Here is a 13,224-nt window from a genome sequence, read left to right as displayed (position 1 = left end):
CGCGCGTCGGCGCGTGACGGGCTACCGGGCGGCGGCGCAGGCGAAGCTGCTCGCCTCGTCGGGATCGCCGGTGCCGTCCCACGTGGACGCGTCGGGGTAGGGGCAGATGGGCCGGCTGCGCGTCACCTCGTCGTCCTCGACGCGCGTCGCCATCAAGGTGTCGGGCGCGACTCCCTCCTCGACCCAGCGCTCAAGGGCGGGCAGCGGATCGACCCGGTTGTAGCCGGGACCGCCGGAGCAGTGGCCCATGCCGGGGATCATGAAGAGGCGGAAGTAGTCCCGCGTCGCGTCGAGCGCCGGCCCCCGCCCGCCGTCGGCCGCCTCGACAACCGACTCGTAATAGTTGACCGATCCCATCGGCGAGATGTCGGGATCGCTCCAGCCGTGGTAGACGATCAGCTTCGATCCGTTGTCGCGGAAGCGGCTCAGGTCGGGATCGGCGCTGTCGAGGGCATGCCCCACCTTGTCGAGGGCGAACTCCAGGTCCGCGTCGAAGTCGAACGCGCGGAAGTTCCAGTCCGGATCCTCGAACACCATGTACTTGAAGAAGCCGTCCGCGGCCCGCCAGTGGAGGCTGGTGAACGGTTCTCGCCCCGTCACCCAGGTGCCCCAGCCGCCGCCCGGGCCGTTCTCGCCGCCCGGCACGAGGCCCGGGAATATCACGTCGCCGGCCGAGTTGCGGCCTCCCGCCCAGATTGCCTTGACCGCTTCGACCTGCGCCGGCGTCAGGCAGTCGTTCCCGTCACGGCCTCCGGCGCACGTGAGGTCGGCCGGATCGAACCCGCACTGGCGCGGATCGTCCAGAACGCCGTCGGCGATCCCGTCCTGCGCGTCGCACGCCGCGTTGACGGCGTGGGCCAGGAGCGGCAGTTTCGTCGGTGGGATATAGCTCTCCGGTTCGCGCAGCGTCGCGAGGGCGTACCAGAGGTGCGCGCCGGCGTAGAATCGCGTCCAGTCGTTCGCCGGGTTGCCGGCGACTATCCCGTCGAAGTCGTCCGGGTAGCGCTGGGCCTCCATGAGCGCCTGCTGGCCTCCCTTCGAGCAGCCGACGAAGTAGCTGTACGCGGGCGGACGGTCGTAGAAAGCGGTGACTATCGCCTTCCCGTGCTCCGCCGTGACATGCACCGCGCGGTGGCCGAAGTCCTCGACCAGATCGGGACGGCCGATCGCCCAGGAGGCGTCGAACCCGCTGGAGCCGGGCCGGACGTGACCGGTGTCGGTGCTGGCGACCGCATAGCCGCGGCGGAGCGCATTGGCCATCGCGGCATAGCTGATGACGCCGGCCATGCCGCCGTTGCCCGACACATGGAACTTGCCGTTCCAGTCCGCCGCCGGCAACCACACCTCGAAGTTGATCGCCGGCTCGGTCGCCGCCTGGACGCGGCACAGCGTGGGCAGGTCGGTCGGGAGTCCGTCGATCTCCGGATCGAGTTGCGTCCCCTGCGGCACCAGCGTCGCGCTTCGGATGGTGGTCCGTTCCAGGGACAGGCCGGTCAGTCTGTCGCAGGACGCGGCGTCGGCCGGCGAGGCGGCGGCGCTCAGCGCCACCGCCAGACAGGCGATGAGTCCGGTCAGGGCGCGGCGCGGCGGGTTCCGGTGGGGCGGACGGGCGGTTCGGATCGGGGCGTATCGAGTCATCGTCGCTGCTCTCCCAGGTCGAATCGAATCTCCTGAATCGGGCGGCGCCACCCGGCGCCGCACCGTAGTCTTGACCGGGACCACGGGTGGCGGCAAGGGGTGAGGTTCTGGGAGCGCGCCTCCGCCATACCTGTTAGGATCTACGCAACCGTCGTGTCCGAGGTGTGTAAACGTGGCACGGCGCGGAGCGTCCTTTCGTATTGACAGCAGCCGCCACACCTTGGTCGACCACCTGACGTTCTGATGCACATCGTCGCCGGTCGGTACGGACTCGGACTCAGCCGGTGGATTGCGTTTGGTTTCTCGCTCGCCGCGCTGGTCTGCCTGCCCGTAGTTCCCGCCGTCGCCGCCCAGGGTCCGTTGACGGGTGGGCAGGCGGACGGTAGCCAGGCGCCCGACGGCGGCCAGGATCCGAACGGCAGCCAGGGATCGGGCAGCGCGCCGGCCGAACCGGGCCCCGTCGCGGGCTTCGAAATCGCCGCACAGGGGACCGCCAAGATCATTCGCGCGGTCGAGGTGGAACAGCCCCCGGCGCTCGACGGGGACGTCTTGGGCGACCCTGCCTGGGCGGACGCGACGCCGGTAGGCGGCTTCCGCCAGACCGCGCCCGACGAGGGACGGCCCGCGTCCGAGCGTACCGAGGTTCGGATCGTCTATACCGGCGAGGTGATCTACGTCGGCGTCGTCTGTTACGACAGCGACCCGGCGTCCATCATCATGAGCGACAGCCGTCGCGACTCGTCGATGACGGACGCCGACAGCTTCCAGATCGTCTTCGACACCTTCTCTGACCGCCAGAACGGCTTTATCTTCGGGACCACGCCGGCTGGGCAGGAGTACGACGGCCAGGTGATCGACGAGGGCGGCCCCCGTGGCGGCTCCCGGCGTTCCGGCGGCGGCGGGTTCTCGCGGGGGAGCGCCGGCGGCTTCAACATCAACTGGGACGGCGCCTGGCAGGTGCAGACGGGGATCTCCGATGTCGGGTGGAGCGCGGAGTTCGCCATCCCGTTCACGACGATCCGCTATCCGGCTCGCGAGGAACAGTCGTGGGGCATCAACTTCCAGCGGAACATTCGTCGCCGCAACGAGACCGCGTACTGGTCGCCGCTCCCACGCCAGTACAACCTCTACCGCGTCTCGATGGCGGGGCAGCTCGCCGGCCTGCTCGCCCCGGTCGGGGGGGGGAGCCACCTCCAGTTGACGCCTTACGTCGTCGGGGAATTGTCGACGCGCGATAGCGATCCCGGCAGCGGGCCCAGCGGGGTGGGCGACTTCGGCGGCGACCTGAAGTACAGCGTCACGTCGGGGCTTACGCTGGACGGTACCTTCAACACCGATTTCGCGCAGGTCGAGGTTGACGATCAGCAGATCAATCTGGACCGTTTCAATCTCTTTTTCCCGGAGAAACGCCCCTTCTTCCTGGAGAACGCGGGCGCGTTCACGGTGAGCAACAGCTCGGCGAGCGGACGGAACCAGGGCCAGACCGAGCTCTTCTTCAGCCGGAAGATCGGGATCAGCGCGGCCGGCACGCCGATCCCCATCACCGCCGGCGCGCGTCTGTCCGGCAAGGTGACCGACACGATGACCGTCGGTTTCCTCAACATGCAAACCGAGGGGATGGACACGGTCAACCCTGCCAACAATTTCACGGTGGCGCGGCTCCGGCGCGACCTGCCGAACCGGTCGAGCATCGGCGGGTTGTTCGTCAACCGCCAGGCCACGGGCGTGTTCGCGGGGTCGCAGAACCACAATCGCACGTACGCGCTCGACGGCCGCTGGGGAATCGGCGAGAGCGGCATGGTGCAGGGGTTCCTCGGCCGGACGCAGACGCCCGGGTACACCGGCCGTGACCACGCGATGAGCCTCTCCGGCACCTACAACTCGGAGATGTGGCGCATCATCAGCGGCTATCAGGAGAATGGCGAGGACTTCAACCCGGAGGTCGGCTTCTTGCGCCGGCGCGGGTTCCGGAAGTACGACCTGGCGGTCAACAACACGTCGCGGCCCGAGCGCTTCCTGAAGTTCCAGGAGCTGACGCCGCACGTGACTTTCTCCCGCTTCTGGAACTTCGACGGCATCATGGAGACATCGTTGCTCCATATGCATTTCACCGGCGAGTTCGAGGACAGTTCGTCCACCGGCTTTGCGTGGGACGTCCGGAGCGAGCATGTCTTCGAGGAGTTCAGCGTTTCCGGCCTGGGCATCCCGGCCGACCGCTACGACTGGAGCGAATTCTCGTACTCGTACGACTCCGACCGGTCCGCGCCGTTTGGCGCCGGTATACGCGCGGAGGCGGGCGGCTTCTTCGGCGGGAACATCGTGACGCTACGGCCGCGGATCCGCGCCCGCTACGGCGAGATCCTGAACCTGTCCCTCAGTTACAGCCGCAACGACATCAACCTGGATAGCGGCAGCACCATCACCAACCTGACCAGCATCCGCCTGGGCTACAACTTCTCGCCGCGCGTCTTCGTGCAGACGCTGGTGCAACACAACGACAGCGCCGAACTCTGGTCCGTGAACTTCCGGTTCGGCTGGTTGCAGGATGCGAACACCGGGCTCTTCCTCGTCTACAACGAGACGGAGGGAATCGGTCAGTACCTTCCCGAGTACGCCGGGCGCAGCGTCATCCTGAAGTACAGCTACCTCTTCGACGTCCTCGACGGCCACGACTGACCGGCGCTCCGGAGCACGGAAGCGATGAGCCGCTGGCCATCACAAAGGCGCTCCGGCGGCAGTCTGGCGGCCCGCGTCCTCGCACGGCCCTGCGGGCGCGCCGGCGCCAGGCGAGTAGCTGCACTCGGCCTCGCCGCCGGTGTGTTAGCTGGTCCCGCGGCGGCGCAGCCGTGAGCAGGCGCCCGCCGAGCCGGCTCCCGCGACTGCCGGCATCCAGGTCGCGTCGATCGGCGGAACTCGGTCGCTGACCGCCATTGCTGCCGCTAACGCACCGGTGCTCGACGGCGCCGTGCTGGACGACCCCGCGTGGGCGGAGGCGGAGCCGGCGACCGGCTTCGTGCAGAACCAGCCCGATGAAGGGCAGCCCGCGTCGGAGCGGACCGAAGTCCGGATGATCTACACCGCCGACACGATCTACGTCGGCGTCGTCTGCTACGACCGGGACCCGGCGTCGATCATCGTGACCGACAGCCGCCGCGACTCGTCGCTCATGGACAGCGACAGCTTCCAGTTAATCTTCGACACCTTCTTCGACCGGCAGAATGGGTTCGTCTTCGGGACGTCGCCGTCTGGACAGGAATACGACGGCCAACTCGCCAACGAGGGGGCGGGCGGCAGCGGCATGGGACGGACGGGACAGGGCGGCCAGGCGCGCGGCGCCGGCGGCGGCTTCAACCAGAACTGGGATGGCGTCTGGCAGGTACGCACCGCGATCTCCGAGATCGGCTGGAGCGCGGAGTTCGCGATCCCGTTCCGGACGCTCCGCTTTCCGGCGGGTTCCGCCCAGACCTGGGGAGTGAACTTCCAGCGCAACATCCGACGGCGCAACGAGACGGCGTACTGGGCGCCGATTCCGCGGCAGTTCGATCTGTTCCGCGTCTCCCAGGCGGGCCAGGTGACGGGCATCGTGGCGCCCGAGGGGTTGTGGCGCACTCTGCAATTGACACCGTACGTCGTCGGCGAGACGGCGCGCCGTCCTGACACCGCCGTCGCACGCGACATCACGAGCAACCTCGGCGACTTCGGCGGCGACCTGAAGTACGGCGTGACCTCGGGGCTGGCTCTCGACCTCACCTACAACACCGACTTCGCGCAGGTGGAGGTGGACGATCAGCAGATCAACCTCGACCGGTTCAACCTCTTCTTCCCGGAGAAACGGCCGTTCTTCCTGGAGAACGCCGGTGCGTTCACGGTGAGCAACAGCGGCGGTGCGGCGTTCAACGACCCGGGTCAGACCGAATTGTTCTTCAGCCGGCGGATCGGCATCGGCGCCGCGGGCGAGGCGATTCCGATTACAGCCGGCGCCCGGCTGTCGGGGAAGGTGACCGAATCGGTCACCGTAGGCTTCCTGAACATGCAGACCGAGGCGGCGGGGGAGTCAGCCCCCGCGAACAACTTCACGGTGGCGCGGATGCGGCGCGATCTGCCCAACCGGTCGAGCGTCGGGGGGCTTCTCGTCAGCCGGCAGGCGACCGGCGCGCTCGCGGGGGCGGACAACTTCAACCGGACGTTCGCCGTCGACGGACGCTGGGGCTTCGGACAGAACGGGCTGGTTTCCGGGTTCGCCTCGCGGACGCAGACGCCGGGGCTCAGGGGCCGCGATTACGCCTGGGACACGGCCCTCGACTACAACGCCGAGAGCTGGCGGGTGCGTGCCGGCTACATGGAGATGGGGGAGAACTTCAACCCGGAAGTGGGTTACGTCCGGCGCACCGGGTTCAGGAAGGTGGACTTCGGCCTCTTCAACACGACGCGCCCCGGTCCCAACCGGTTTCGCATTCAGGAGCTGCAGCCTCACGTTACGTTCAACCGGTTCTGGAGTCTGGGCAGCCGGTTCGTCCAGACCTCGCTCCTCCACATGGACAGCGTCATCGAGTTCGAGGACAGCTCATCCCTGATCACGGCCTGGAACATCCGGGAAGAGGGGGTGATCAGAGCCTTCCCGATATCCGGGGTCACCGTGGCGCCCGGCTCGTACCCCTGGCACGAAGCGAACCTCTTCTACAACTCCAACCGCTCGGCGCCGGTCGCGTGGGGGTTTCGCTTCCTGGGGAGCGGCTTCTTCGGCGGCACCCTGCGGTCGGCCGGCCCGACCCTGCAACTCCGCCGTGGCGAGGCACTGAACGTGGAGTTCCGTTGGACGCGCAACGACATCGATCTGCCGGCCGGGCATGTCATCACCAACCTCGCGACGAGCCGCATCGCCTACAACTTCTCGCCCCGCGTGTTCACCCAGGCGTTCCTGCAGTACAACGACAGCGCCGACCTCTGGTCGATAAACCTCCGCTTCGGCTGGCTGCAGGACGGCAACACCGGACTGTTCGTCGTCTACAACCAGACCGACGGCCTTCTCGACTACATCCCGACCGGCAGCGGCAAGAGCCTGATCGTCAAGTACACGCACCTCTTCGACCTGCTGCAGTAGCGTGCTGGCGCTCGCAGGCGAGCGATCCCGTCGAGAAAGAGAGTTCGACGAGGAGGCTCGGCGGTGGCTGAGAGACGTGCTCAATGAGGCGCCGACGTGTCCGGCGCCGCCGGAGACGCTGCGGTAGTGGTGAGCCGCCAGGGAATCGAACCCCGAACCCGCAGATTAAGAGTCTGCTGCTCTGCCAATTGAGCTAGCGGCCCACACCAAAAAATCCTAGCACGCCCTCTTGGCTGCGCTCAGCGCGAACGGGACAGCTCGCGAAAGAACGAGACGATCCGCTCGCTGGTCCCGCGCGGGTAGACGTGAGCGCCCCCATGGATCCAGGTCATGACCGGCGCGGCCGTGCCGGCTCCGTACACCGTGCAGCCGGCTCCACATTCTGTCGCCGCGTCAACGCCGTTCACCTCGATGGCGACCGCGATGGCGGCTTCCTGATCCGCAAAGTCCACCACCAGATCGCGCGCGCCGGCAACGTGAAAGACGGGGCTGGGTTGCGAAGGGCGCACCGAAGGGCGGAGGCGGGCCGCCACGGGGGCGTAGGCCGCGAACACGCCGGGGCGCTCCGCCCAGAGGAGGTAGGTGAACATCCCGCCGTTGGAGTAGCCGGTCGCGTAGATGCGGTCGTCGTCGATGTTGTGCGTTTCCCGCAGCGACCGGAGGGCCACGTCGACGAGCTTGAGGTCGCGGTTGGCGGCGCCGGGCTCCCCCTGCCAACCCGGAAGGCCGCGGCGCGTCGGCAGTCCCTGAAAGTACACGACGATAGCCTCCGGCCAGGCGACGTGAAGATTCGCGCGCTGGAAGTTCCGCATGTTGTCGCCGAACCCGTGAAACACCAGGACCAGTGGTGCTCCTTCCGCTGTCGGCGACTCGGGCCCGTAAACGATGGCCTCGCGCGTCCGGCCATCGACCTGCCATCGGATGACCTCCGCGGCCGCTGGCGGCGCAACGACAATCAGCAATAGACCGGCCAGAGCCGCTTGCACCAGACGCTTGCTCATTGATCCCTCCACAGAACTCGGACGTCCCAACAGGGGCGATTGGAAGGCATGACGCCCGGACAGGTCAAGCCTGCCAGTGAGCATCCTATTCAGCGGGGTCTACGGGACGACATCGGTGTCCGCGTCCCTCTCGTCCAGGGGTGGATAGAACTCAATGGGGATGCGCTGGGCGAAGTCGAGGAAGTGCGCGTCGGCCTCGGCATCGCGTCCGAGCTGCCGGGCCACCGCTCCCTCGTAGTAGCTTAGACCGGCCCTGACGAAGTCCCGTTGCGCGGGGCTCAACAGCGCCAGGTGCGGGTCGCGCGCCGGCGGCGCCAACTCCGTCAGGCGCCGGAGAAAGGCCGCCAGGTCGGCGGAATTGAACCATCCGGCCGCGCCGGCGCGTTCTTCCCGATGGGTCACCGGGGCCAGGTACTCGACGAGCGGCCGATCGTCGGTGTTCAGGGGCCCGGGCGGAATCAGTCCGTCGGCCGCCGACAGGTTTCCCGCGTAGAACGGAAGCGTCACCGCGAGGGCGGTGGCGTCGGGCAGCGGCGCCCCGCCGCTCAGATGCTGCCCGTTGCGCTCGATCACGGCCGGGTCGAGCGCGGTCGGTTCCGTCGCGCCGACCAACGCCACGTACGCGATTTCCGGGCTGAAGCTGCCGCGCCACAGCGTGACCTGCTCGAAGACGTTCAGCACGGTGCGCGCCACCAGGTCGAACTCGCGGCGGGAGACCTGGTACAGCGGCAGCCACTGGACGAAAACCCCACCGGCGGTCAGCCGGTCGCGCGCTGCTTCGAAGTGCTCGCGGCTGTAGAGGTTGCCAACGCCAGCCCGCCAGGGGACGAACAGGTCGGCGATGATCACGTCGTAGCGCTCCGCCGTGCCCAGCAGGTGGTTGCGGGCGTCGCAGGCACGGACGGACGCCCGCGGGTCGGTGAAGAGTCCGCCGCTCGGTGCGTTGAAGTAGGTCGCGGCGGCCACGATCACGTCGGACGCGATCTCGCAGACCAGGAGCCGCTCGACCGGATGCCGCAGGGCGGAACCCGCGGTTATGCCGGTGCCGAGACCGAGCAGAAAGACCGCACGCGGGCTAGGGTGCGTCATCAGGGGAAGCAGCGCCTGGTTCTGCTCCTGCTCGATGGAGCCGGTCCCCCCCAGGGTGTAGAAGTTGTTCATCTTGATGTGCCGATTCCCGGCACGTTCGACGACGGCGACGATGCCCTCGGGTCCCTCCCAGGTGGCGAGCAGCTCCTCGCCGCGCTCTGTGGTGACGTTGACGAGGGTCAGGCGCGAGGCGTCGAGCGCGGTGCCGAGCAGCGCCACCGCGCCGAATGTGGCCACTGTCGGCAGCAGCCGCGCGCGTGGCGTCCGCCAGCCGCGCCAGGCGCAAACCAGCGCAAGGACCAGGTAGCTGGCGGCGATGAGCCGGATGCTGTTCCAGAGCCCGATCGCACCGAGCAGCACGAACCCTGCGGCGAGTGAGCCGACGACGGCGCCGGCCGTGTTGAGTGCGCTGAGACGGCCGATGATGGCGCCCGGCGCGGCCGGCGACCCTTCCGCGGCTCGCAGCAGGTAGGGGAAGACGCTGCCGAGCAGGGCTGCCGGCACGAACAGCAACACCATCGTGTTGCCGAAGATCGAGACGACGTAGGAAATCCAGGCGTCGCCGGTGGTCAGCGTGCTGACGCCGGCCGTTAGATCATGGAAGACAAAGGGTGTGGCGGCGACGCCGAGGCCGGACAGCGTGAGGAGCATCCACAGGACCTGCGCCGGGGCCGCTCCCCGTACGCGGCAAAGGCGGTTCGCGATCGCCGAGCCGGTCGCCAGCGCGGCCAGGAACACGACGAGAATGGTCGAGAAGGTGTAGACCGAGTTCTGTAGAACCTGAGCGAACATGCGCGTCCAGAGCACCTCGAGTCCGAGTGCGAACGCGCCGGAGAGGCCGGCAACGGCGGCGAGGAGCCACGCGGGGCTGGCCGCGTCGGCGGCGGACGCGGTCGATGGCGAGCGTCGCGCGCCCTTCTTGCGCCGGTCCCGCTGCCGGTGTCGTTCGGCCGGCACCCCCGGATCCGGCGCCGCCTCGCGCTCGTCGATGCGCGACATCCGCCAGGCGAGGCCGGCGACCGCCACGTTGACCGCCATGGCCAGCAGATACGCCCGGTCGAAGCCGAGCGCGAGCGGCAGCACGAAACCGGCAAGAAACGCGCCAGTAGCCGCGCCAATCGTGTTGATCGCGTACAGCCACGATCCGTACCGCCCGAGTTCGTGCGGCTGTCGGACCAGATGCTGGCCGAGGACCGGCAACGTGCCGCCCATCAAGGCGGCCGGGGGCAGGAGCACCAGTGTTGCCAGCGCTAGCCTGAACGCGTTGAAGGCGGCGGGCCGGTCGATGAGGGCGTCGTAGACAGGACCGTAGAGCTGGAAGTAGACCTCCAGCAGCACGAAGTACAGCGCTGCCGCCGCCGCGACCGCCAGCTCGATCCAGGCATAGGCGCGTAGCGGCGACCGCAGGTGCGGCGACCAGCGCCCGAATAACGCGCCACCCACCGCCAGGCCGAGAAAGAAGACGGCGAGCGTCGTGGAGGCGGCGTACGCCGTGCTCCCGAAGAGCAGGCTCAGCTCCTTCAGCCATAGCACCTCGTACACGAGGCTGGCCGCCCCGGACAGGAAGACGAGGCCGGCCAGCCGGGCACGGTGCCGGGAATCGTTGGACCGCGGGAATCGCGCCGCCGCCTGCATGGCAGGCCGATCATATTCGATCCATGCAAATACTTGACTTTGTCCAGAATCAGGGATTAGCCTCCGGTGGTGAACGAGGACGCTGAGCGGCTCCTGAGGCAGCACGGATTGCAGGTCACCGCGCAGCGGCTGGCCGTGCTCCGGGCCATGGCGACCCACCCGCACGCGACGGCCGACGAGCTCGCCGATGATGTGCGAGGGAGCATCGGATCGATTTCGCGGCAGGCGGTGTACGACACGCTGGGAACGCTGGTCGAAAGGGGTTTGGCCCGCCGGATTCAACCCGCGGGGTCGCCCGCGCGGTACGAGGATCGGGTCGGCGATAATCACCATCACCTCGTCTGCCGCGCCTGCGGCGACATGGTCGACATAGACTGCGCTGTCGGTGAGGCGCCCTGTCTCACCGCCGACGACGATCACGGCTTCGAGATCGTGGAGGCCGAAGTCATCTACTGGGGGTACTGTCCCGGCTGTCGCAACCGGCTCGCGGGCAGCAAGACAGGAAGGGCAAACAACAGAAAGGGTTGAACGACATGCACGAGACGGCTGATCAGAAGACGGCGGGCGAAGGCAAGTGCCCGGTAGTAGGCCACCGGCACACGGCGGCTCGAGTCGCGGAGAATCTGCGTTGGTGGCCGAATCAACTGAACCTGAAGGTGCTCCACCAGAACTCCGCGTTGTCCGATCCGATGGACGGGGAGTTCAACTACGCCGACGAGTTCAAGACGCTTGATCTGGATACCGTCAAGAAGGACATCGAGGCGGTGATGACGACGTCGCAGGAGTGGTGGCCGGCCGACTACGGCCACTACGGCCCGTTGTTCATCCGGATGGCCTGGCACAGCGCCGGCACGTACCGGATCTACGACGGACGCGGCGGCGGCGCCTCCGGCACGCAGCGCTTCGCTCCCCTCAACAGTTGGCCGGACAACGCTAATCTCGACAAGGCGCGCCGGCTGCTCTGGCCGATCAAGCAGAAGTACGGCCGGAAGCTCTCGTGGGCCGACCTGATGATCCTCGCGGGCAACTGCGCCCTGGAGTCGATGGGGCTCAAGACCTTCGGCTTCGCCGGCGGGCGCGAGGACGTCTGGGAACCCGAGGAGGACATCTACTGGGGGCCTGAGACCGAGTGGCTGGCCGACGAGCGCTACAGCGGCGAGAGGGACCTAGCGAACCCCTTCGGCGCCGTGCAGATGGGCCTGATTTACGTGAATCCCGAGGGGCCCAACGGGAACCCGGACCCGGTTGCGGCCGGCCGGGACATTCGCGAGACGTTCGGCCGGATGGCGATGAACGACGAAGAGACGGTCGCTCTCATCGCCGGTGGGCACACGTTCGGCAAGACCCACGGCGCGGCCCCGGATACCCACGTCGGCCCCGAGCCCGAGGGGGCCTCCATCGAAGAGCAGGGCCTCGGCTGGACGAGCACCTTCGCGAGCGGCAAGGGGGGCGACGCGATCACCAGTGGGCTGGAGGGCGCGTGGACACCCACCCCGGTGACCTGGGACAACAGCTTCTTCGACACCCTGTTCGGCTACGAGTGGGAGCTGACCAAGAGCCCGGCTGGCGCGAACCAGTGGGTTCCGAAGGACTCGGGTGGTACGGACACCGTGCCGGATGCCCACGATCCGTCGAAGCGGCACACCCCGGTGATGCTGACGACCGACCTCGCACTGCGAATGGACCCGATCTACGCGCCGATTTCGAAGCGCTTCCACGAGAACCCGGACGAGTTCGCGGACGCCTTCGCCAGGGCGTGGTACAAGCTGACGCACCGTGACATGGGACCGGTTTCGCGGTACCTCGGCCCGGAGGTTCCCGACGAGCAGCTTCTGTGGCAGGACCCGGTGCCCGCTGTCCATCACGAGCTGATTGACGCGGACGACGTTGCCTCGCTCAAGGGCCGGATCCTCGACTCGGGGCTGTCCATCTCCCAGCTTGTCTCTACCGCCTGGGCTTCCGCCTCCACGTTCCGTGGGAGCGACAAGCGCGGCGGCGCGAACGGGGCGCGCATTCGCCTCGCGCCGCAGAAGGACTGGGACGTGAACCAGCCGGCCCAGTTGGCGAGCGTGCTCGGGGTCCTGGAGGGAATCCAGAAGGACTTCAACGGAGCGCAGTCCGGCGGGAAGCTGGTCTCGCTCGCGGACGTCATCGTTCTGGGCGGGTGCGCCGCCGTCGAGGCGGCGGCGCGGAACGCGGGCCGCGACGTGGAGGTTCCGTTCGCGCCGGGGCGCACCGACGCGGTGCAGGAACAGACGGACGTGGAGTCGTTTGCCGTGCTGGAGCCCACCGCGGACGGGTTCCGCAACTACGCCGGCAACGGACACCGCCGTGCCGCCGAAGAGCTGTTGGTGGATCGGGCGCAGTTGCTGACCCTGACCGCTCCCGAGATGGCCGCCCTCGTCGGCGGCCTGCGCGTCCTGAACGCGAACGTCGGCCAGTCCGAACACGGCGTTTTCACTGAGCGGCCCGAGACGTTGAGCAATGACTTCTTCGTCAACCTGCTCGATATGAACACGACGTGGCAGCCGTCCTCGTCGTCGGATGGCGTATTCGAGGGACGCGACAGCGAGTCGGGCGACATCAGGTGGACCGGTACCGCCGTCGATCTTGTCTTCGGTTCGAACTCGCAGCTCCGCGCCATCGCGGAGGTCTACGCATGCGACGACGCGCAGCAGGCATTCGTGCGCGACTTCGTGGCGGCGTGGACCAAGGTGATGAACCTGGATCGTTTCGACCTGGATTGATCGAAGAGGCCGA

7 protein-coding genes and 1 tRNA gene are annotated in these 13,224 nt (G+C 67.9%); 4 read left to right on the top strand and 4 right to left on the bottom strand.

The window, feature by feature from the left end; genetic code table 11:
* Nucleotides 1-21: 21 nt before the first annotated feature.
* Entirely contained in the window at nt 22-3,807 is a 3,786-nt protein-coding gene (locus F4Y45_04985) for a tannase/feruloyl esterase family alpha/beta hydrolase (GenBank protein ID MXY23859.1), read from the bottom strand.
* On the opposite strand from F4Y45_04985, the gene F4Y45_04980 reads away from it, so the two are divergent.
* Both F4Y45_04980 and F4Y45_04975 read left to right on the top strand, forming a co-directional pair.
* Nucleotides 3,730-4,314, top strand: a complete 585-nt coding sequence (locus tag F4Y45_04980) for a hypothetical protein (protein ID MXY23858.1) — start codon at nt 3,730-3,732, stop codon at nt 4,312-4,314. The two genes, F4Y45_04985 and F4Y45_04980, sit on opposite strands and share 78 nt — an antisense overlap.
* A gap of 274 nt (nt 4,315-4,588) precedes the next feature.
* The gene (locus F4Y45_04975; GenBank protein MXY23857.1) at nt 4,589-6,739 is read left to right on the top strand and encodes a carbohydrate binding family 9 domain-containing protein; all 2,151 of its coding nucleotides are present in this window, start codon (nt 4,589-4,591) and stop codon (nt 6,737-6,739) included.
* Nucleotides 6,740-6,866: 127 nt separating this feature from the next.
* Here the strand turns inward: F4Y45_04975 and F4Y45_04970 are convergent.
* From F4Y45_04970 to F4Y45_04960, 3 genes are all read right to left on the bottom strand, one after another.
* Nucleotides 6,867-6,942, bottom strand: a tRNA-Lys gene (locus tag F4Y45_04970).
* A gap of 36 nt (nt 6,943-6,978) precedes the next feature.
* Nucleotides 6,979-7,740: an esterase gene (locus F4Y45_04965; protein ID MXY23856.1), complete on the bottom strand. Its 762-nt coding sequence runs from the start codon at nt 7,738-7,740 to the stop codon at nt 6,979-6,981.
* Between the two features lie 99 nt (nt 7,741-7,839).
* Entirely contained in the window at nt 7,840-10,464 is a 2,625-nt protein-coding gene (locus F4Y45_04960) for a hypothetical protein (protein ID MXY23855.1), read from the bottom strand.
* 69 nt (nt 10,465-10,533) lie between these two features.
* Between F4Y45_04960 and F4Y45_04955 the strand changes: the two genes are divergently transcribed.
* On the top strand, nt 10,534-10,992 hold the full coding sequence (locus tag F4Y45_04955; protein MXY23854.1) for a transcriptional repressor: 459 nt from the start codon (nt 10,534-10,536) through the stop codon (nt 10,990-10,992).
* Nucleotides 10,993-10,997: 5 nt separating this feature from the next.
* Nucleotides 10,998-13,211, top strand: a complete 2,214-nt coding sequence (katG, locus tag F4Y45_04950) for a catalase/peroxidase HPI (protein ID MXY23853.1) — start codon at nt 10,998-11,000, stop codon at nt 13,209-13,211.
* Nucleotides 13,212-13,224 lie beyond the last annotated feature (13 nt).

The sequence above is a fragment of the Acidobacteriota bacterium genome, assembly GCA_009838525.1.
Lineage (GTDB): Bacteria > Acidobacteriota > Vicinamibacteria > Vicinamibacterales > UBA8438 > VXRJ01.
This window is presented reverse-complemented; position numbering and strand designations above follow the sequence as displayed.

Bases quoted from the DNA above. Each gene is read 5' to 3' on its own strand.
- F4Y45_04960 (MXY23855.1), bottom strand. From the start codon at position 10,464: ATGCAGGCGGCGGCGCGATTCCCGCGGTCCAACGATTCCCGGCACCGT.
- F4Y45_04985 (MXY23859.1), bottom strand. From the start codon at position 3,807: ATGCTCGCTCCGGACGTCCCACGCAAAGCCGGTGGACGAACTGTCCTC.
- F4Y45_04965 (MXY23856.1), bottom strand. From the start codon at position 7,740: ATGAGCAAGCGTCTGGTGCAAGCGGCTCTGGCCGGTCTATTGCTGATT.
- katG (MXY23853.1), top strand. From the start codon at position 10,998: ATGCACGAGACGGCTGATCAGAAGACGGCGGGCGAAGGCAAGTGCCCG.